The organism is Catenuloplanes niger (assembly GCF_031458255.1).
Taxonomy (GTDB): Bacteria; Actinomycetota; Actinomycetes; order Mycobacteriales; family Micromonosporaceae; genus Catenuloplanes; species Catenuloplanes niger.
This window is the reverse complement of the sequence record NZ_JAVDYC010000001.1, coordinates 460986-480926: the sequence shown is the minus strand read 5'-3', so window position 1 is coordinate 480926 and position 19941 is coordinate 460986. Positions and strand designations below refer to the sequence as shown.

Sequence of the window (19941 nt, the reverse complement as noted above, 5' to 3'; positions counted from 1 at the left end):
GCCGCGCCGCTCTCAGTCTTGCCGGCTCAGTGCGTCGTGTGGCGTTCGGCCGCGCCGGTCTCAGTCTTGCCGGCACAGTCCCTCGTGTTGTTGTGGCGTTCGGCCGCGCCGGTTGCTGCTTGCCGCGCTGGTTCGTGCCGCGCCGCGGTCGTGCCGCGCCGCGGTCGTGCCGGGGCCGTGTCGTGCAGGTCCGTGTCGTGTCCTGTCGGGACGGGTTGCGTGGCGGGACAGCGTGCCGGTGGCGCGGGTGACCGGCGCGTGGTGATCGGTCAGTCCAGTGGCTTGTAGGCCCGGGTGATCCGGGTGGTCGGGTCGGCGTCGTGGCGGTGCAGGACCTCGCGGATCAGGGCGACGCCGGCGTCCAGGTCGTCGAGGACGCCGATCTCGAGCGTTTCCTCGGTCGTGCCGCGGCCGGGGGTCGTGGTGGAGCCGGCGGGTTCGGCCCAGCCGCGGCCGGCGTCGCGGAGCGTGCGGTCGAGGTCCTCGCGGAGCGCGACGGACCAGGAGCGACGGCGGCCCTCGACGGGCAGCCGCACGCCGAGCAGGAACCGGCGCGAGCCGTGGAGCGGGCTGGGGCCGAAGCGGGCGGCGATCAGTGAGCCGCGCGGCGCGCCGGTGCGGGTCTCCTCGGTCCAGGCCTCCTCGACGGGCGTCCGCGGTGCGGGCGGGGTGCCGTCGCGCAGCGTGGACTCGGCGGCGGTGAGCAGCGCGCGCCACTCGGCGGACGGGAAGGCGCCACCGGGCTGCCGCGCGCTGTAGAGCGTGAAGTCGGTGCCGTCGCCGTCCTGGGTGACCATCCAGTCACCGGCGTCGTCCCGCTGCCAGGTGACGCCGTCCCGGCGGCCGTCCACGCGGTGCAGCCAGTCGCGGGCGCCCGGCCACCGCTGCGCGCCGGGCGGGGGAGGGCCGAAGGCGGCGTCGACCAGCGGCGTGATCCGGCCGAGGTCGTCGCGGTGGTCGAGCACCACGAAGCGGGACGCGAGCGCGACGACCGGGCCGGGGTGCCGCACCGTGTGGTCGTGCACGGCGGCGGCGCGGGCGATCAGGTCCAGCTCGTCCCAGCGGAGCGCGTGCGGATGCCAGTGTGCGTCGTCGTCCCAACCGAGCTGCAGCGTGTCGGCCTGCGCCGGCGACCGCATCTCCAGGGTGACCATGCGCAGCTCGACGTCGATGTCCAGCACCAGCGCGAAGCCACCGCCGACCGGGAACTCGACGCCCATCACGTCGTCGCCGTCCTCGGCCGTCAGCACGGCCTCGCCGTCGTCCCCTGGATCGTCGTCCCCTGGATCGTCGTCATCCTCAAGGGCGTCGGCGTCGAAGAAGTAGGCACGCCAGAAAACCGGATCGCTCAGGCGGGCCTGCAGATCGGCGGGCAGCGGCATATCGGGCAGCGTAGCCGCCGGACGCGCCGCCCGCCTGCCCTGCCGGTCACGTGAACCGGCCGAACCCACGCTCGCGTCAGCCCGCGCTCGCGTCAGCCCGGTGGTTCTTCGCCCTGGCCCGCCGGGACTGGCAGGGAGGCCGCCCGCGGCCGACCGGTCTCCGGCGGGAGCGGCGGACGGTGATGTGACGCTGACCGGGTCATGGGTCATGGGTCATGGGGTCAAGGAAAGCTTTCAGGTCTTCGCGGTCGCCGCCAGTCTTTCCTTGAGCTCGTCGTGCGCGAGCGGTGGGCACAGCGCGAAGCCCTGCGCCCGGTCGCAGCCCATCGCGCGCAGCGTGGCCACCTGCTCCTCGTGCTCGGCGGCCTCCGCGACCACGGTCAGGCCGATCGCGTGGCCGGCGGCGACGAGCGCGGCGGTCAGGTCGTGCGCGGCCGGATCGGTGTGTACGCCGGCGGTGAGCGAGCCGTGCAGCTTGACCGTGCTGACCGGCATGTGGCGCAGCACGTTGAGCGCGGCGTGCCCGACGCCGAAGTCGTCGACCGCGAGCGTGATGCCGAGTGCCCGCAGGCCGTCCAGCCGGGTGCGCAGGTGCTGGTCGGCGGGGAGCAGCGCGGCCTCGGCGAGTTCGAGCGTGAGGCGGGAGCCGGGCAGGCCGGTCTGGTTGAGCACCCGGGCGACGGACGCGACCAGGTCGGGCTGGGCGAGCTGGCGGGCGGAGACGTTGACCGCGACCCGGCACGGGAAGTGCAGCGCCTCCTGGCACGCGGTCCGCAGCACCCACTCGCCGAGCTGGGCGATCGCGCCGGTCTCGTCCGCGAGGTCGATGAAGTCCTCCGGCATCAGCAGCCCGTGCGTGGGGTGGTCCCAGCGGACCAGCGCCTCGATCGCGGTCATCCGCCCGTCCGTGAGCGTGAACTCCGGCTGGTAGTGCAGCACCATCCGGCCGGTCTCGATCGCGCGGCGCAGGCCGGCGTCGCGCGCGCTGCCGTCCAGTTCCGGCGCGTAGACCGCGTACCGGCCGCGCCCGGCGCGCTTCGCGCTGTACATGGCCACGTCCGCCTGGTGCAGCAGTCCGTCGCCGTCCACCTTCGTGGTGTTCCGGAACGCGAGGCCGACGCTGGCCTCCACGCTGAGCAGGTGGTCGCCGAAGACGACCGGCAGCCGGAGCGCGTCCAGGATGCGTTGCGCGGTGGCCTCGGCCGCCTCCTGGTCGGGCAGGTCCTCGAGGATGACCGCGAACTCGTCGCCGCCGAGCCGGCCGACCGTGTCCTTGCGGCGCACGCTGGACAGCAGCGCGCTGCCGACCGCGACCAGGATCGCGTCGCCGGCCTCGTGCCCGTACGCGTCGTTGACCGGCTTGAAGCGGTCGAGGTCGATGAGCAGCACGGCGGTGCGCTTGTGCGCGCGGATCGGCTGCGACGTGACCGTGGCGAGCCGCTCGTTGACCAGCGCGCGGTTGGCCAGCCCGGTGAGCGGATCGGTGACGGCCAGTTCCTCGTTCGCCTTGAGCGCGTAGACCTGCCGCAGCAGCACCAGCGCGGTCAGCGCGATCGAGCCGACCACCATGCCGCCGAACGGGTACGCGCCCTCCGCGCCCGCGACCACGCCGAGCAGCCCGTAGGCGATGACGATCGCGCCGTACGGCAGCCAGGCCGCACCGGCCACCCGGCGTTCGACGCGGACCTCCCGGTGCTCCGCCCAGCGGTACTGCCGGTCCGCGGCCAGCACCAGCAGCAGGCACCCGGCCAGCCAGAACAGGTCCGGCCACGCGCCGCCGGTGAAACCGCCGCGCAGCTGGATGTAGATGTAGCTGACGTCCGCGACGACGAACGCGCAGATCGCGGCCGCCAGCACCGAGGCCGGTCCCTGCACCGCGCGAGTGGTGCGGCGCAGCACCACCGTGCTCACCGCCAGCACCAGCACCAGGTCGCCGACCGGCAACGCCACCGTGAGCAGCTTGGTGATCAGGTCCGACCGCTGGGTCGCGAAGATCGGGCCGAGCACCAGGTACCAGAAGACCATGAACGCGCTCGCGCCGACCGTGAGCACGTCCAGCGCCAGCCGGATCCGGTCGCGGTACCGCCGGTTCGCGCCCGGCAGCAGCAGCAACCCGGCGAACATCACGGGCACGAACGCGAGGAACCAGTAGTCGGCCCAGGACGGGTAGACGTGCCGGTGCAGCACCACCTCGTCGATCAGCCACAGCGTGTGCGCGACCAGCTGGCAGCCGAACCCGGCGGAGATGACCCACCAGGCGCGCCGTACCGCGGCGTCCAGCCGCCGGTAGCACGCGGCCCGGACCGCCAGCGCCGTGAAGCTCAGCGACAGCGGCACGTAGACGACGTCGGTGACCACGGTCCGGGTCCACGCGTCCCCCCAGCCGGCCGCATACCAGACCAGGTAGGCCCCCAGCAGCACGATCGAGGCGTTCGTGACCACCGACCCCCAGTCACGTGCGCCCCGCCCCTCGACCCGGGCAGCCCCCACACATCACCCATCGGCGGCCGTATCGCCCGCTTTAGCCGTAGCGGTGCGGTCCGGGTCAGGTCAGGCCGATCGGGAAGTCCGCCGGTGCGGGTGGCCGCTGCCAGGTGACCGGCGTCAGGCCGTGTTTGAGGGCCGCGGGCGCGAGCCGCAGCACGCCGTACCGGAAGGTGGCCGGGACCTCGACGTAGAGGCCGTGCGGGGTGATGCCGCTGCCGGGCGAGACCGGGATGCGGTCGGTGTCGGCCGGGAGCGTGGTGCCGTCCGGGGTGAGGATCGAGACGGCCAGCGCGGGGTCGAGCGTGAGCTCCGCGGCGGGGGTGCCGCCGGACATCCGGAAGCGGGTGACGGCGAGCCAGGCGTGGCCGTCGCGGGCCCAGCCGAGGCCGGGCGCCCACGGTTCCAGCGCGAAGCCGTCCGCGAAGGCCTGGAAGCGGACCGGGGTGCCGTCGATCGTGCCGTTGCCGGCGTAGCGGAAGCCGTCCTCCTGCACCGGGCGGGGGTAGAGCCCGCGGGCGTCGTCGACCCGGCGGCCGGAGCGGACGTCGATGCTCTGGGTGACGCCGTCGTCGGTCAGCTGGAGCAGCACCGGTGCGCCGGCCGGCACGCTGACCAGGACCGCGTCCGCGTAGGCGGCGGGGTCGGCGGAGGCGGTCAGCGGCACGGTGATCGTGGTGCGCACGCCGCCGGCGAGCACCGCGACCCGGGCCCACTCCACGTCCCGGTCGCTGTTGCGCCAGGAGCGGCCGCCGAGCGAGAGCGACGCCCAGACCAGTTCGTCGCCGTCGTCCGCGCGGACCGGTTCGGGCAGGCCCCAGCGGCGTGCGGTGGGCTCGTCCAGGTGCGTCACGACGCCGGTCTCCTGGACGTGCAGCAGCGCGTGGCCGCCGACCAGGCCGGCCGCGCCGGCTTCCCGGCCGGCGGGGAGGTGGGCGAGCGAGGCGGAGTGGAGCACCCGCACGGTGCCGGCGGGCAGCGCGGTGGCCGGGTCCCGGTCCAGCACCCCGCAGGCGGAGGTGGTCAGGACGAGCAGCGGTATCAGGGCGGTGAGCGGCGATCGACCCATGTCGTCACTGTCCTATATGGAAGCGGCCGGGCGATACGCCGTGCCGGATGGCGCGGATCAATGTCATCGCCAGCACGCTATAGGCTGCCGGCGTGCGCCTACGGACATTCGGCGCAGACACCGCGAAGATCACCCGCGCGGGCGAGCCGGCCGGTCCCGACCAGGTGATCTTCGTGGTCGGCGGGGCGGTGAGCCGCCGGAGCGGGCGGCCGGTGGTTGCGCGATTCATGACAATCACCAAAACCCGTCAAGAGCGGATATTTCCGCGTACGGCGTGGGGGTGACCGCACGGCGCCGTGGGCCACGGGTCGCGGGGTGGCCAACCCCGCCGACTGATGATATCTATGTTCATCGCTACTCGAACGTGACAGATATCCGCCGTCCGGGGTGATTCACGTTCATTCCTCGCGCAATTATCCCGGTTATGGGAATTGCAGCGGAATGGAATTCTATTCGCGTTCGGCGCGCCGAAGGCCCCCGGCCTCGGTCCACCACTCGACGACCAGCATCGTCGCCTTCTCGTCGAGATGCGTGTGCGTGACGGACTCGATCTCCGCGCGGAACGCCTCACCCCCCGGCCCCTCGGTGGGTGGCCCCACGGCCACGGCCCGGCCGGAGATCTTGGCTTCGCCCGGCCACGTCGCCTCCGCGCCCTCGACCGGATCGACCGTGGCGCTGTGCAGCGCGAAACGCGGGTCGCGGTGCAGATCCGCTCCCTTGCGGGCGCCCGCCATCGACCCGAACGTGAGCTCCCCGTCCGCGAACACGGCCTCGATGCCGGAGATCCGCGGTGCCCCGTCGGCCCGGAGCGTGGCGATCGTCTTGTGCTTGTGCGCGTCGAACAGCGCCCGCACCCGCGCCGCGAACTCCGGTTCCGCCCGCTCCACGTCCCGCCACGCCGTCATGCGGCCCATGCTGTCACGCGGGACGACGGCGTGCGGTACCCCGGCCCGGGACCGCGCCCGACGGAACCCGACAGTATCGGCGGCGTGATCGCGCGGCTCCTCCAGGAAAGGAAGGAGCATTCATGACCACCGAGACCTACGAGGGGCCGGACGAGGCCCAGCTGCGTGAGTTCCACGACGCGCCGGCGCCGAGCACCAGCCGGCTGATCGACTTCGACGGCGCGTCCGTCATCATGCTCAAGACCGACCCGCCGCAGTTCGTCCTGCGGGTCAACGGCGTCAAGCCGTGGTCGAACATGAGGGTCGACCTGGTACCGCTGGTCTACGTGCGCCGGCCGGAGTACTGGGGTGTCGAGGTCGTCGGCACGCTCTCCGGGACCGGCCTGCCGGTCGAGGCGCCGTACGAGGTGTCGCTCAACGTGACCGGTACGCTCGGGACGAAGGGCGTCGAGGTGGTCGGCGCCACGAAACGGGAGCGGATCGACGTGGTCGCAGGCACCGGTCCGGCCGAGGGTGAGTGGACGGCGTACGTCAACCGTCAGCCGCCCGGGCCGTTCACGCTGACCGTCACCGGGCGGCTGCAGATGCCGACGCCCGGCTACAAGGTCGCGCTCACCAAAACCGACCCGCAGGGCATCAACCCGCGTGACCTGCTGCTCGACCTGACGGTCACGCCGCCGTCCGGGCCGGTCATCCAGGTGGTCACCGAGGTCGAGGTCGTCTACCGGGAGCGGACCGACGCGGGCTACGACACCGTGACGATCCAGCCGGACGGTCCCACCGTCAAGGTCGAAGAGGTCAGCTGACCCCGCGGGCCGTCCCGCGCCGAGCCCGGCGCGGGACGGCCCCTCAGCCCGCGTGCGGCACCATCGCGGGCGCCCGTCGCCACCAGCGCTGCCCGGCCACCGCGATCAGCGCGGCCAGCAGCAGCGCCACCGACCCGCCGGCGAACGCGGCCGCCGGGCCGCTGCCGTCGATCAGCGGCCCGGCGATCGCCATGCCGACAGCGTTGCCGGCCGTGATGCCGGTGGACAGCCAGCCCTGCGCCTCGCTGCGGCGGTCCTCCGGCGTGTTCGAGTCGACCAGCGCCTGCTGGATGATCAGGCTCGGCGCGATGGTCAGGCCGGTCAGCGTGAGCAGCGGCAGCAGCACCAGCAGCGGCGGCTGCCCGGTCGCCGCGATCAGCAGCGCGATCAGGCCGGTGCCGGCACCGTACGCCGCGATGGTCAGCGGCAGCCGGCGGCGCGCCTCACCGGCCCAGGTCCGCGCGCCGTAGACCAGGCCGCCGGCCGCGCTGCCACCGGCGACGAACGCGAACAGCACGCCGAGCATGCCGGTCGACTCGAAGATCCGTTCCGCGGTCGCGGTCAGGCCCACGTCGAAGTGCCCGAACCCGATCGACACCCCGGCGCCGGTCACCACGGCCAGCACCACGCCGGGGGAGCGCAGCGGCGACCGGCCGCGCGTGGCCGTGCCCACCGGCGCGGCCCGCCACGTCCGCGCCGCGTAGGTGCGCGCGTAGCCGATCGCGCCGAGCGACATCAGGCCGGCCGTGACCAGCAGCGGAAGCGCGGGCGGCCCGGTCAGCAACGCGGTCAGCGCGAGCGGGCCGGCCACGAAGATCGTCTCGACCGCCGCGGCGTCCATCGCCCAGGCCGACTCGCGCCGCGCCCGGTCCGGGACCACGGCCGACCAGGCCACCCGCATCGCCGGGTTCATCGGCGGGAACGTGAGGCCGACCAGCGCGGCCATCACGACCAGCACCGCGTCCGGCGCGCCGTTGACGGCCAGCAGCGTGAGCAGCACCAGGAACGCGGACGAGGCCAGCGCGGTCGGGGCGACCACGCGCGGCTGGCCGGCGCGGTCCAGCAGCATCGCCCACACCGGCGTGCCCGCGGCGGTGGCCAGCGCGAACGCGCCGGTGACCAGGCCGGCGCTGGCGTACTGCCCGCGGATCTCCTCGATCAGCACCACGATCCCGAGCGGCACCATCGCGAACGGGAGCCGCGCCACCGTGGCGAGGACGAACGGGGTCAGGACGCGCGGGTCGCGCAGGAGGTCTCTATAGGGTCCGAGCACCCGGACACGCTACCCACACACGCCGGAAACATGGGATGAGTTTTCGCACACCCGCCAGGGGGAAGGCGTGCCGGGGAACCGATGGTTGACCTGAACACCGACTAACGAAAGAGGTCGCATGTCCGAGACCCTGCTCTCCGCGAAGCCGTCCGGCACCTACGCGATCGGCGGCGACCTGCCGGTCGTCCGGCTCGGCTACGGAACGATGCAGCTGACCGGCCCCGGCGTCTGGGGTGACCCGGCCGACCCGGAGGAGGCGCTGCGCGTGCTGCGCCGCACCGCCGACCTGGGCATCACGCTCATCGACACCGCCGACGCCTACGGGCCGTACACCGCGGACCTGCTGCTCAAGAAGGCGCTGCACCCGTACCGGAAGGACCTGGTCATCGCGACCAAGGTCGGCCACACCCGCCAGGGGCCGAACATCTGGACGCCGCTCGGCCGCCCGGAGTACCTGCGCCAGCAGACCGAACTGAACCTGCGCCACCTCGGCCTGGAGCGCATCCCGCTGCTGCAGCTGCACCGCGTCGACCCGGCGGTGCCGCTCGAGGACCAGATCGGCGAGCTGGACGCGCTCCGCAAGGAGGGCAAGGTCCAGCACATCGGTCTGTCCGAGGTGTCCGTCGCCCAGCTCGAGGCGGCCCGCGCGATCACGTCGATCGTCGCCGTGCAGAACCGCTACAACGTGGCCGACCGCGCGTCCGAGGACGTCCTCGAGTACGCCGAGGCCAACGACATCGCGTTCATCCCGTGGCACCCGCTGGCCACCGGCCGCCTCGCCCAGCCCGGCGGCCCGCTCGACGAGCCGTCCCGGCGCCTCGGCGTCACCCCGTCCCAGCTCGCGCTGGCCTGGCTGCTGCGCCGCTCCCCGGTGATGCTGCCGATCCCGGGCACGTCCTCCGTCGGCCACCTCGAGCAGAACGTGGCCGCCGCCCAGATCACCCTCTCCGACGAGGACTTCGAGGCGCTCTCCAAGGCCTGACGGCCCGTCGCCGGAGCGGGAAGATCAAGATCCGGAGATCCCTCTTCCCGCTTCCGGCGTGGTCGCCTTCCGCATGCTCCCGCGGGCACCGGTCGTCGCTGGCGCTCCTCCCTGCACGATCCGCGGGCGGTCCCGAAAAGAACCCCGCGCTCCCGGCCGCCACGCCGGCACGGCCCGTGGTGATCGCCCGCCGGCACCCGGCCGGTGCCACGGCGGGGGAGCCCGCCACGCCGGGAGCGGTCCCGCGCCGGCGTATCTGCGCTTGGTTCTCGCGCCGGCGTTGAGCGCCTTTAATCCCGAGCGGGCGTTGAGCGCCTTTGGTTCCGCGCCGGCGTTGAGCGTTCTCGGTCTCGCGCCGGCGTTGAGCGCCTCGGTCCCGTGCCGGCGTTTTCCGTCCTTGGGCTCGCGTCGGTGTTATTCGCCCTTGGTGAGGGTGGCCAGGACCGCGCGGGCGGTGTCCGCGCTGGACTGCGGGTTCTGGCCGGTGATCAGGTTGCCGTCCGTGACGACGGTGCTGGACCACGCCGGCCCGGCGGCGATGACCGCGCCGAGGTCACGCAGGCGGGACTCGACCCACCACGGGGTGCCGTCGCCGGTGCCGCCCTGGCGCTCCTCCTCGTCGGTGAAGACGGTGAGACGGCGGCCGGCGAAGAGGAAGGTGCCGTCCGGCGCGGTGGCGGAGACCAGCCCGGCCGGGCCGTGGCAGAGCGCGGCGATCGTCAGGCTGCGCGCGTCCGCCTCGGCCAGCAGGCGGGCCAGGTCCGGGTCGGTGGCGAGGTCGGTCATCGGGCCGTGGCCGCCGGGCAGGAAGATCGCGTCGTAGTCGCCGGCCGACGCGTCGGCCAGCGGCAGCGGCGCGCTCAGCTCGTCCGCGATCGTGTCCAGGTAGGCGCGGAACTCCGCGGCCTCGGCCTCGCCGACGCCGCCGCGGGAGTCGAGGCTGACCGGGTCGACCGGGGCGGGACGGCCGCCGGGGGTGGCGATGCGCATGTCGACGCCGCCCTCGCGGAGGATGCGGTGGGACGCGGCGACCTCCTCGGCCCAGAAGCCGGTCCGGTGGGCGCTGCCGTCCGCGAGCGTGAGCGTGTCGGCGGCCGTGACGACCATGAGCACCGAGGGCATGACTGATCTCCATTCAACGGGGACGTTCAAAGCAAACCTATCGCTCGTCGCGACGGCACTTATAAGATTCCTTATACCGTGGACCTTGACCTGCTCGGCACGTTCCTGGACGTGTACCGCACCGGATCGCTCTCCGCCGCCGCGACCGCCGGCGGCGTGAGCCAGCCCGCCGTGTCCGGGCGGCTGGCCCGGCTGGAGGCGCGGGTCGGCGAGCCGCTCTTCGACCGTACGCCGCGCGGCGTGACCCCGACCGCCCGCGCGGACGACCTGGCCCGCCGCGTCGCACCACACCTGGACGCGTTGCGCGGCGCGGTGCAGGCCGGCGGCCCGGCGGCACCGGAACCACTCGGCACGGTGCGCCTGGCCGGCCCGGCCGAACTGCTGAGCCTGCGGGTGCTGCCCGCGCTCGGCCCGCTGATCGCGGCCGGGCTCACGGTGCGGGCCTCGTTCGGCCTGGCCGAGGACCTGCTCACCGCGCTGGTGCGGGACGCGTACGACCTGGTGGTCTCCGCGGTCCGCCCGACCGCCCGCTCGCTGCGCGCCACGCCGCTGATCGACGAGCAGTTCGTGCTGGTCGCGACGCCCGCGCTGGCCCGGACCGTGGAGGCGGCGCTGATCACCATCGACCCGGTGACCGCGTTCGCGCACCTGCCGCTGGTGGCGTACGCGGAGGAACTGCCGATCATCCGGCGCTACTGGCGCTCCGAGTTCGGCCGCCGGCCGCCGAACCCGGTCGCGCTCACCGTGCCGGATCTGCGCGCCGTGCTCGCGGCCGTGGTCGCGGGGGTGGGCGCGTCCGTCCTGCCCCGCTACCTGGCCGAGCCGGCGATGGCGTCCGGCTCGGTGATCCAGCTGCACCGATCCATGATCGAGCCGCTGAACACGATCTACCTGGTCACGAAACTCGGCTCCACCACCCCGTCGGCCGAACGCGTGCACGCCCACCTCCTCGAGCACGCGGCACAGTGGGGTTCGCTCTAGCGCCTCCGGCATCCCCGCAGGAAGCAGTCCCGCGCCTCGCCGCGAGCCGGCGCGATCTGCCGGCGTGCCGCACCATGGGCCGGCTGCGAAATCTGCCGGCGTGCCGCACCGCAGGCCGGCTGCGAGATCTGGCAGATGGGCCGCGCGGGCCGGTGGGACCTGCCGGCGTGCCCGGCCGCCTAGCCCTTCCGGAACGGCCACCACCAGCGGCGCCTGTGGTCGTCCGGGCGTCGTGGTGCGGTCGGCAGCGCCGACCGCGAGGCCCGCTTTGTCGCTTCCACGCTCAGTATCAGGGCAGCAAGATCCATCACGAACTCCTCCGTTAACGTTCCCGTGAGCGATCACGTTAACGTTAACGGGACGCGGCGCGATGGTCCAGTGAGCGGGCGCGACCGGGCGGATACGATGCGACGATCGTGAGCGAACAACAGCGGCCGCCCCGGCGCGTCACCCTGAAGGACGTGGCCAAACGGGCCGGCGTCTCCCACCAGACCGTGTCCCGAGCGATCAACGACAAGGGCGAGATCGACCCGGAGACCCGGCGCCGTGTGCTGGAGGCGGCCCGCCAGCTCAACTACCGGCCGTCCCGGTTCGCCCGCGGCCTGGTCAGCCCGGGCGCCACCACGCTCGGCCTGGTCGTCTCGGACGTGGAGAACCCGTTCTTCCCGGAGTTGATCGCCGGCGTGATCGAGGCCGCGGAGGAACGCGGCTGGCAGGTGCTGATCAGCAGCACGCAGAACCACTCCGGCCGCGAGCCCGACGTGATCCGCACGCTGGCCGCCCAGGCCGACGTGGTGATCGGCTACCTCAGCGCACCCGACGACACGCTCGCCGCCGCGGCCGGCGGCCTGCCGCTGGTGGTGATGGGCCGTGCGGTGGGGGAGCCCGCGTTCGGCGCGGTGGAGGTCGACACGGACGCCGGCGTGCGCGCCGCCGTCGCGTACCTGGTCGCCCGCGGCCACCGCGCGATCGGCATGATCGACTGTGGCGACGACGGCCAGCCGGACCGCCGCCCGGCGTTCGTCGCCGCGATGGCCGCCCACGACCTGACCGTCACCGACGACCTGATCGCCGAGGCCGAGCTCACCGTCGAGGGCGGCGCGGCCGCGTTCACCCACCTGCGTACGACCCGCCCGGACGTCACCGCGGTGTTCACCTTCAACGACATGCTGGCGCTCGGCGTCTACCGCGCCGCCCGCCGCCTCGACGTCCGGATCCCGGACGACTGCGCCGTGATCGGCTTCGACGGCCTCCCGCTCGGCGAACTGATCGACCCCCCGCTGAGCAGCGTCGCGCTGGACAAGCGCCGGATGGGCGCCATCGCCGTCGCCGAGGCCGCCCGGCTCCTCGCCGGCGAGCCCGCCGGCCGCGCCGTACTCCCGGTGGAACTCGTGATCCGCGGCAGCGCGTAGCGGGATCGCCGCCGCGTACCACCGCGACCGGATGTCAGCTGCCGTTAACCATTTTCGGCCGATCTGCGGACCTTGTGGGGGTTAGCCTCGCGGGGAGGAACGGTCGATCACGGGGGTGTCGAAGGTGCCGGTTCGTGGATGGATGCTGCCCGCCCTGACCGCGGTGGCGCTCGGCGCCGGCGGCGTCGGGGTGGCGGCCGGGCCGACCGATCCGGCGGTGCAGCAACTGGAGCTGGCCGTCGCGCGCGACGGCGGGACGGTGACGCTGCCGCCGCGTACCGTGCGGCCGTTCAGCCTGGTCGGGGTGACCTGGCCGGACCCGGCGCAGTCGATCGCCGGCACCGCCGAGGTGCGCACCCGCACCCGGAGCACGTGGAGCGGCTGGCGGGCGCTCGACGTGGACCAGCACTTCGGCGCGGACGCGGACCAACCCGAGGCCGAGGGGGTACGCGGCGGCACCGACCCGCTGTGGGTCGGCGAGGCGGACGGCGTCGAGCTGCGCATCCGCGCGCTGGGCCGCGCACCGCTCCCGGCGGGCCTGCGCCTGGAGCTGGTGAACCCCGGCCCGGCCACCGGATCCGGGCCGGCGAGCGACGGTGCCGGTCCGAGGATGGCCACGCCGCCCGGACCCACGCCGCCCGGACCCACGCCGCCCGCAGCCGCACCGCAGCGTCCGGCGGGTGCACCGCGGGCCGCGGCGGCGGTCGCCACGGTGCCGGTGCCACTGGTCGGGGCGCCCGCGATGGTCGACCGGGCCGCCTGGAAGGCCGACGAGAGGATCAACCGGGGCGCGATCCTCTACACCGGGCCGCCGCAGGTGATGTTCGTGCACCACACGGCCGGGACGAACGACTACACGTGCGCGCAGTCGCCCGCGCTGGTCCGGGCCATCCACGCCTATCACGTGAAGAGCCGCAAGTGGGGCGACATCGGCTACAACTTCGTGGTCGACAAGTGCGGCACCGTCTTCGAGGGACGGCGCGGCGGTGCCGAGCTGAGCGTGCTGGGCGCGCACACGTACGGCTTCAACACCGACTCGTTCGGCGTGGTGGTCCTCGGCACGTACTCCACGAGGGCCGCGTCCGCCGCCGCGCTGCGCTCACTGGCCCACCTGGCGGCCTGGAAGCTCGGCGCGGAGGCGGCCGACACCGGCGCGCAGGTGCTGCTGGAGTCCCGCGCCGACAACCGCTACCGGGTCGGCAACCAGGTCATCTTCCACCGGGTCTCGGCCCACCGCGACGGCGTGCTGACCGAGTGCCCGGGCAACGCGCTCTACCGGCAGATCCCGGAGGTCCGCCGGCAGGCCGCGGAGCTGGTCCGAAAGGCACTGAAGTAGCCGGAAAATGCCGGGTTCGAGACGAAATCCGGTGCGGCCTACGCTCCATCCATGGCTATAGCACTGTCCGCTCTGGAACTCGCGACCGCCGAAGAGGGGCGGTCCGGCGCCCACGCGCTGGAGACCGCGGCGTACGCGGTGCAGCGCGTCGAGGAACTCGGTTACCGGCGCGTCTGGTTCGCCGAGCACCACGGTTCGCCGTTCGCGGCCAGCGTGGTCCCGGCCGTCCTGATCGCCCACTTCGCGGCACGGACCAGCCGGATCCGGCTCGGCTCCGGCGGTGTCCTGGCACCGAACCACGCGCCGCTGGCGCTGGCGGAACAGTTCGCGACGCTGGCCACGCTGTACCCGGGCCGGATCGACATGGGCGTGGGCCGCGGACCGGGGACGTTCGACCGGACGATCGTGCGGGCCCTGCGGCGCGGCGCGGAGCCGACCACGGACGCGGAGTACCAGGAGGACGTGACCGCGCTGCTGCGCTACCTGGCCGGTGACGGCGGCGTGCGGCTGATCGGTGGCTGGTCGCCGGACGAGAACGGTGTCGCGCCGTTCCTGCTGTCGTCCAGCACCGCCGGTGCGGAGCTGGCCGCGCGGCTGGGCGTCCCGATCGCGCTCGCGCACCAGATCCGCCCGGAGAACACGGTGGCGGCCGCGCGGCGCTACCGGGAGCTGTTCACGCCGTCCCGCTGGGCCGACCGGCCGTACGTGATGGTGGCGGTCGAGACGATCGTGGCCGAGACCGAGGAGGAGGCCGCGTTCCTCGCGCACCCGATCGACCTGATGCGCGCCCGGATGTTCCAGGGGCTCGGCGAGACCGCGCTGCTGCCGCCGGAGGTCGCGGCCACCCGGGCGGTCCCGGCGGAGGTCCGGGACGCGGTGCGGGCCAGCGGCGCGGCACAGGCCCGCGGCACGGTCGAGTCCGTGCGGGAGCGATTCGCCGAGCTCGTCGCGCAGACCGGCGCGGACGAGCTGATGCTGGGCGTCCTGGTCTACGACGCGGAGAAGCGCGCCCGCTGCTACGAGCTGGCCGCGAAGGCCGCTCGCTGACCCGCGGGCAGCGAAGAGCCCCTGGGATCGAGGATCCCAGGGGCCCGTCGGGGGAGAGCGGACTTACTTGGTCAGCGCGGACAGCGTCGGGTCGTTGGCGTACGCCTCGGCCGCGTTGTCCTTGGTGACGATGATCGGCGGGAGCAGGTAGGCCGGGACGACCTTGGCACCGTTGTTGTACGAGGTGGTGTCGTTGACCTGCGGGGCCGCACCGGACTGGAGCGCCTTGACCATGTCGATCGAGGCCTTGACCAGGTTACGGGTGTCCTTGTTGATGGTGGAGTACTGCTCGCCCGCCATGATGGACTTGACCGACTCGACCTCGGAGTCCTGGCCGGTCACGACCGGGATCGGCTTGCCCGCGCCCTTGACGGACGTGATGATCGCCCGCGCGAGGGTGTCGTTCGGGGAGAGCACGCCGTCCAGCGTCTTGCTGCCGTAGGTCGAGGTGAGCAGCGCGTCCATGCGGCGCTGCGCGTTCTCGGCCTTCCAGCCCTCGGTCGCGGTCTGGGTGACCTGGGTCTGGCCGGAGCCGACGACCACGGTGCCCTTGTCGATCTCCGGCTGGAGCACGCTCATCGCGCCGTCGAAGAACACGCCGGCGTTGTTGTCGTCCGGGGAGCCGGAGAACAGCTCGATGGTGTACGGGCCGTTCGGCTTCTTCTTCTTCATGCCCTCCAGCAGCGCCTGGCCCTGGAGCTCACCGACCTTGAAGTTGTCGAACGCGACGTAGTAGTCGACGTTCGCGGTGCCCTTGATCAGGCGGTCGTACGCGATGACCTTGATGCCCGCGTCGTGCGCCTGGTCGACCTGCGCGGACAGCTGCGCGGCGTCGGTGGCGCCGATGATGATGACCTTCGCGCCCGTGGTGATCATGGACGAGATCTGGTTCTGCTGGTCGGCCACGGTGGTGGACGCGCCGGCGTACTGCACGTTCGCCTCGAAGCCGGCCTCCTTCAGGCCGTTGGTGAACAGGTCGCCGGCGAGAACCCAGTTCTCCGAGGTCTTCGCCGGCAGCGCCACGCCGATCAGCGAGTTGGCCGCGAAGCCGCCGGTGCCGCCGCTGGCGCCGCCGGCCGGCGTCTCGCCGCCCTCACGCTCGGAGGCACAGGCGGACAGGGCCAGCACAGCGGCCGCGCTGATCGCGACGCTTCTGGCGAGGTACTTACGCATGGTGGAAGGTGCCCTTCTGCAATGGTTGGTACGGGGCGGACGGAGCTGCCCGCCCCGCGTACGGGCGGTCGGCGTCAGCCGGCCACCGAGGTCTTGACCTTCTGCGCCGGCGTGGTGTCCGACGGCGTCGAGGAACCGCCTCCGCGGAACCCCTTGGTGATCGAGCCGATGATGGAGAACCGGCCCTGTCGCTTGTTGTAGACGTCCAGCGCGACCGCGAGCAGCAGCACCAGACCCTTGATCATCTGAACGCTGTCCGCGCCGATGCCCTTGAGGATCAGGCCGTTGTTGAGGACGGCCATCACCAGACCACCGACGATCGAGCCGGAGACCGTGCCGAGACCACCGGAGACCGCGGCACCACCGATGAACACGGCGGCGATCGCGTCGAGCTCCCAGCTGAGGCCGTCCTGCGGGCCGGAGGCGCGGGAACGGGCCACGAAGATCATGCCGGCCAGCGCGGCCAGCACGCCCATGTTCATCATGACGAAGAAGTTGACGCGCTGGAGCTTCACGCCGGACAGCTCCGCGGCGCGGGAGTTGCCGCCGACCGCGTAGATGTGCCGGCCGGCCGCGGTGTTCCGGGTGTAGAACGAGTACACCAGGATCAGCACGCCGAGGATGATGCCGGAGACCGGGAAGCTGGTGCCGACCCGGCCGCCCGCGAACCGCAGCGTGGCGAAGATGATGACGGCCACCAGCACCGCGACGCGCACGAAGGAGACCCAGATCGGGCCGACGTCGGCCTGCATCTCGTGGCGGGTGCGGCGCAGCTGCCACTCGCGGTAGATCACGGCGGCGCAGAGCGCGGCGCCGAGCAGCAGCGTCAGGTTGTTGTAGTTGGTGGCCGGCCCGACCTCGGGCAGGTAGCCGCCGCCGATGGTCTGGAAGCCCTCCGGCACCGAGACGGTCTGCGACTCTCCGACGTACTGGTTGGCGCCGCGGAAGATCAGCATGCCGGCCAGCGTGACGATGAACGCGGGCACGCCGACGTAGGCGACCCAGAAGCCCTGCCAGGCACCGATCAGCGCACCGACGCCGAGACCGATCAGCAGGGCCAGGAACCAGTGGATCTCCTGGTCCGCCATCAGCTTCGCGACCACGATGCCGACGAACGCGGCGACCGAGCCGACCGAGAGGTCGATGTGGCCGGCCACGATCACCATCAGCATGCCGATGGCCAGGATCAGGATGTACGAGTACTGGCTGACGAGCGCGATCATGTTGCCGGAGCTGAGCGTCAGGCCGTTCGTCCAGATCTGGAAGAACAGCACGATCGCGACCAGGGCGAAGATCATGCCGAACTGGCGCGAGTTGCTGGTCGTACCCCCGAAGAGGTTCTTTTGAAGGTCCTTGATTCGGCTCATCGCGTCTGCATCTTCTTGTTGGAGGTCATTTGCTTCATGAGGTTTTCCTGGGTCGCGTCGGCCTTGTCGATGACGCCGGTGATCGCGCCCTCGAAGACGGTGTAGATGCGGTCGCAGAGACCGAGCAGCTCGGGCAGTTCCGAGGAGATGACGATGACGCCCTTACCCTGGTCCGCGAGCTGCTGGATGATGCCGTAGATCTCGTACTTCGCGCCCACGTCGATGCCGCGCGTGGGCTCGTCCAGGATCAGCAGGTCCGGGTCGGTGAACATCCACTTCGCCAGGACGACCTTCTGCTGGTTGCCGCCGGAGAGCTTGTTGACGCCCTCGTCCACGGTCGGTGTCTTGATCCGCAGGCTCTTCCGGTAGCCCTCGGCCGCCTTGTACTCCGCGACCTCGTCCAGCTTCAGGAACTTGCGAATCTTGGACAGCTTCGCCGCGACCGTCGAGGTCTTGATGTCGTCGAGCAGGTTGAGCCCGACGGCCTTGCGGTCCTCGCTGACGTAGGCCAGACCGTGGTGGATCGCGTCCGAGACCGTCTTGATCTCGATCCGCTTCCCGTCCTTCCAGATCTCGCCGCCCTCGTACACCCCGTACGACCGGCCGAAGATGCTCATCGCCAGCTCGGTGCGCCCGGCGCCCATCAGCCCGGCGAACCCGACGATCTCGCCGCGCCGCACCGTGAAGCTGGAGCCCTTGGCGACCAGCCGGTCCGAGGAGATCGGGTGCCGCACGGTCCAGTCGCGGACCTCGAAGAAGACCTCGCCGATCTTCGGCGTGTGGTCCGGGTAGCGGTTGGTCAGCTCGCGGCCGACCATGCCGCGCACGATCCGGTCCTCGTCGACGCCGTCCGCCTTCACGTCCAGCGTCTCGACGGTCTGACCGTCCCGGATGATCGTGATGGAGTCCGCGATCGCCTCGATCTCGTTCAGCTTGTGCGAGATGATGATCGAGGTGATGCCGCGCTCCCGGAAGCCGCGCAGCAGGTCCAGCAGGTGCTGCGAGTCGTTCTCGTTCAGCGCCGCGGTCGGTTCGTCCAGGATCAGCAGCTTCACGTTCTTGGCGAACGCCTTGGCGATCTCGATGAGCTGCTGCTTGCCCACGCCGATGTCCTTGACCAGCGTGTCCGGGTCCTCGTTCAGCCCGACCCGGGCCAGCAGCTCCTTGGCCTTGAGCTGCGCCGCGGTCCAGTCGATGGCGCCGTTCTTGCGCGGCTCGTTGCCGAGGAACAGGTTCTCCGTGATCGACATGAGCGGGATCAGCGCCAGCTCCTGGTGGATGATCACGATGCCGGCGTTCTCGCTGGCCCGGATGTCACCGAACCGGACCTCGGAGCCCTGGTAGATGATCTGCCCGTCGTACGTACCGTACGGGTAGACGCCGCTGAGCACCTTCATCAGCGTCGACTTGCCGGCGCCGTTCTCACCGCAGATGGCATGGATCTCGCCCGCCCGCACGCGCAGCGAGACGTCGGAGAGCGCTTTCACACCAGGGAACTCCTTGGTGATGCCGCGCATCTCAAGCAGGACCGGGGCACTGCTCATGGCCTCACGACCGTCATGGTTGCCTCCGGGAGGTCTTCATCAGCTGATGTGCATTTGTTGCGGGGAGGAACTTATTTCACGGCGAACACGTTTCGCAAGATCCCGCACGATCGCCGCTTGTAACAATTCGGTAGTCGGCGTGTGCTATAGCCCTTCGCTCCACCCGCTAAAACCCCAAAAATCAAGATATAACGGTACGAAACCGCGCAGGTGAACTCACGCAAAGTGATCAAGTCGAGCTCATAACGTGATCAACATCCTCTGCGCGCCCCACGATCCGGGAGTCCGAGCCCGGAATCACGCCCCCTTTCCCCGCCCGGATCCGCCGCAAACCACCCCACGTTTGTTGCCTCGGCCACCCAAACCCCACCACCCTCGCTCCCGCAGGCGGGGGATGCGGACGCCCGCCCAGCTCGCTCCCGTAAGCGGGGATGCGGACGCCCGCCCAGCTCGCTCCCGTAAGCGGGGATGCGGACGCCCGCCCAGCTCGCTCTCGTAGGTGGCGGATACGGACCTCGCCCAGATCCCTCCCGCGGGTGGATGCGGTCCACCTGCCGCCGCTACTGCGCCACCGGGCCGGCATCGACAGCTCGCCGCGGGCCGGTACCGCGGGTTCCCGGTTCGATTTGCAGCGTCTCCCCCTGCGGCAAAGTCAGCAGCACCACCGCGACACGGGCAGCCCATAGGCGCTTGATCCGCAAGTCGGTCGGTGTGGCGCGGGCGCGGGTGGGCGTGCCGCTACCTCGTTGCCACCAGTTTCTGAGGACTGGCCGCCTCGGCCGGTTGTTGTGTTCCCGGGCGGTTGCTGGGCCCCGGCCGGTTGTTGCGCTCCCGGGCGGTTGCTAGGCCGCGGCCGGTTGTTGCGCTCCCGGGCGGTTGCTGGCCGCCTCGGCCGGTTGTTGCGCTCCCGAGTGGTTGCTGCGCCCGGCCGATTGTTGTCTCTTGGCCGATCGTTGCGCGCGCTGGTCGGTTGTCGCCTCTTGGCTTGTTGCGCCCTGGCCGGTGTTCCGTCCCGGTCGTTGTCCCGCGCAGATCGTTTTCCGGCTCGGCGAGTTCCT

At 71.9% G+C, this 19941-nt stretch carries 16 protein-coding genes; 6 read left to right on the top strand and 10 right to left on the bottom strand.

Annotated features, from left to right (window positions below; genetic code table 11):
• Positions 1-269: 269 nt before the first annotated feature.
• From J2S44_RS02075 to J2S44_RS02055, 5 genes are all read right to left on the bottom strand, one after another.
• Positions 270-1382: a hypothetical protein gene (locus tag J2S44_RS02075; protein WP_310408482.1), complete on the bottom strand. Its 1113-nt coding sequence runs from the start codon at positions 1380-1382 to the stop codon at positions 270-272.
• 234 nt (positions 1383-1616) lie between these two features.
• Positions 1617-3824, bottom strand: a complete 2208-nt coding sequence (locus J2S44_RS02070) for a putative bifunctional diguanylate cyclase/phosphodiesterase (RefSeq protein WP_310408481.1) — start codon at positions 3822-3824, stop codon at positions 1617-1619.
• A 103-nt stretch (positions 3825-3927) separates the two neighbouring features.
• Entirely contained in the window at positions 3928-4935 is a 1008-nt protein-coding gene (locus J2S44_RS02065; protein ID WP_310408479.1) for a hypothetical protein, read from the bottom strand.
• A 4-nt stretch (positions 4936-4939) separates the two neighbouring features.
• Positions 4940-5164 (bottom strand): hypothetical protein, encoded by a 225-nt coding sequence (locus J2S44_RS02060; RefSeq protein WP_310408477.1) that lies wholly within the window; start codon positions 5162-5164, stop codon positions 4940-4942.
• A gap of 220 nt (positions 5165-5384) precedes the next feature.
• On the bottom strand, positions 5385-5840 hold the full coding sequence (locus J2S44_RS02055; RefSeq protein WP_310408474.1) for a pyridoxamine 5'-phosphate oxidase family protein: 456 nt from the start codon (positions 5838-5840) through the stop codon (positions 5385-5387).
• A gap of 122 nt (positions 5841-5962) precedes the next feature.
• On the opposite strand from J2S44_RS02055, the gene J2S44_RS02050 reads away from it, so the two are divergent.
• Positions 5963-6646 carry a hypothetical protein gene (locus tag J2S44_RS02050; RefSeq protein ID WP_310408471.1) on the top strand — a complete coding sequence of 228 codons (684 nt, stop codon included), beginning with the start codon at positions 5963-5965 and terminating at the stop codon, positions 6644-6646.
• Between the two features lie 43 nt (positions 6647-6689).
• Here the strand turns inward: J2S44_RS02050 and J2S44_RS02045 are convergent, their stop codons facing one another.
• Complete coding sequence (locus J2S44_RS02045) at positions 6690-7919, bottom strand: MFS transporter (RefSeq protein ID WP_310408469.1); 1230 nt, start codon at positions 7917-7919, stop codon at positions 6690-6692.
• Positions 7920-8037: 118 nt separating this feature from the next.
• Here J2S44_RS02045 and J2S44_RS02040 point away from each other — a divergent pair, with 118 nt between their 5' ends.
• Positions 8038-8901 (top strand): aldo/keto reductase, encoded by an 864-nt coding sequence (locus J2S44_RS02040; RefSeq protein WP_310408466.1) that lies wholly within the window; start codon positions 8038-8040, stop codon positions 8899-8901.
• Between the two features lie 414 nt (positions 8902-9315).
• Here J2S44_RS02040 and J2S44_RS02035 read toward each other — a convergent pair whose 3' ends face one another.
• Positions 9316-10023, bottom strand: a complete 708-nt coding sequence (locus J2S44_RS02035) for a type 1 glutamine amidotransferase domain-containing protein (RefSeq protein WP_310408464.1) — start codon at positions 10021-10023, stop codon at positions 9316-9318.
• Between the two features lie 78 nt (positions 10024-10101).
• On the opposite strand from J2S44_RS02035, the gene J2S44_RS02030 reads away from it, so the two are divergent.
• From J2S44_RS02030 to J2S44_RS02015, 4 genes are all read left to right on the top strand, one after another.
• Positions 10102-11004: a LysR family transcriptional regulator gene (locus J2S44_RS02030; protein WP_310408462.1), complete on the top strand. Its 903-nt coding sequence runs from the start codon at positions 10102-10104 to the stop codon at positions 11002-11004.
• Positions 11005-11420: 416 nt separating this feature from the next.
• Complete coding sequence (locus tag J2S44_RS02025; protein WP_310408460.1) at positions 11421-12416, top strand: LacI family DNA-binding transcriptional regulator; 996 nt, start codon at positions 11421-11423, stop codon at positions 12414-12416.
• A 124-nt stretch (positions 12417-12540) separates the two neighbouring features.
• Positions 12541-13752: an N-acetylmuramoyl-L-alanine amidase gene (locus J2S44_RS02020; RefSeq protein WP_310408457.1), complete on the top strand. Its 1212-nt coding sequence runs from the start codon at positions 12541-12543 to the stop codon at positions 13750-13752.
• A 51-nt stretch (positions 13753-13803) separates the two neighbouring features.
• On the top strand, positions 13804-14799 hold the full coding sequence (locus J2S44_RS02015; RefSeq protein ID WP_310408456.1) for an MsnO8 family LLM class oxidoreductase: 996 nt from the start codon (positions 13804-13806) through the stop codon (positions 14797-14799).
• 63 nt (positions 14800-14862) lie between these two features.
• Here J2S44_RS02015 and J2S44_RS02010 read toward each other — a convergent pair whose 3' ends face one another.
• The 3 genes from J2S44_RS02010 to mmsA all read right to left on the bottom strand — a co-directional run bounded on the left by J2S44_RS02010 (position 14863) and on the right by mmsA (position 18883).
• Complete coding sequence (locus J2S44_RS02010; protein ID WP_310408453.1) at positions 14863-15972, bottom strand: substrate-binding domain-containing protein; 1110 nt, start codon at positions 15970-15972, stop codon at positions 14863-14865.
• Positions 15973-16046: 74 nt separating this feature from the next.
• Positions 16047-17339, bottom strand: coding sequence for a multiple monosaccharide ABC transporter permease (mmsB, locus tag J2S44_RS02005; protein ID WP_310408450.1), 1293 nt, complete (start codon positions 17337-17339; stop codon positions 16047-16049).
• On the bottom strand, positions 17336-18883 hold the full coding sequence (mmsA, locus tag J2S44_RS02000; RefSeq protein ID WP_310408447.1) for a multiple monosaccharide ABC transporter ATP-binding protein: 1548 nt from the start codon (positions 18881-18883) through the stop codon (positions 17336-17338). The genes mmsB and mmsA overlap by 4 nt, the downstream gene beginning before the upstream one ends.
• Positions 18884-19941 lie beyond the last annotated feature (1058 nt).

Coding starts and splice junctions, on each gene's coding strand:
- J2S44_RS02075 (WP_310408482.1), bottom strand. CDS start 1,382: ATGCCGCTGCCCGCCGATCTGCAGGCCCGCCTGAGCGATCCGGTTTTC.
- J2S44_RS02065 (WP_310408479.1), bottom strand. CDS start 4,935: ATGGGTCGATCGCCGCTCACCGCCCTGATACCGCTGCTCGTCCTGACC.
- J2S44_RS02060 (WP_310408477.1), bottom strand. CDS start 5,164: ATGAATCGCGCAACCACCGGCCGCCCGCTCCGGCGGCTCACCGCCCCG.
- J2S44_RS02055 (WP_310408474.1), bottom strand. CDS start 5,840: ATGACGGCGTGGCGGGACGTGGAGCGGGCGGAACCGGAGTTCGCGGCG.
- J2S44_RS02050 (WP_310408471.1), top strand. CDS start 5,963: ATGACCACCGAGACCTACGAGGGGCCGGACGAGGCCCAGCTGCGTGAG.
- J2S44_RS02040 (WP_310408466.1), top strand. CDS start 8,038: ATGTCCGAGACCCTGCTCTCCGCGAAGCCGTCCGGCACCTACGCGATC.
- J2S44_RS02035 (WP_310408464.1), bottom strand. CDS start 10,023: ATGCCCTCGGTGCTCATGGTCGTCACGGCCGCCGACACGCTCACGCTC.
- J2S44_RS02015 (WP_310408456.1), top strand. CDS start 13,804: ATGGCTATAGCACTGTCCGCTCTGGAACTCGCGACCGCCGAAGAGGGG.
- J2S44_RS02010 (WP_310408453.1), bottom strand. CDS start 15,972: ATGCGTAAGTACCTCGCCAGAAGCGTCGCGATCAGCGCGGCCGCTGTG.
- mmsB (WP_310408450.1), bottom strand. CDS start 17,339: ATGAGCCGAATCAAGGACCTTCAAAAGAACCTCTTCGGGGGTACGACC.
- mmsA (WP_310408447.1), bottom strand. CDS start 18,883: ATGAGCAGTGCCCCGGTCCTGCTTGAGATGCGCGGCATCACCAAGGAG.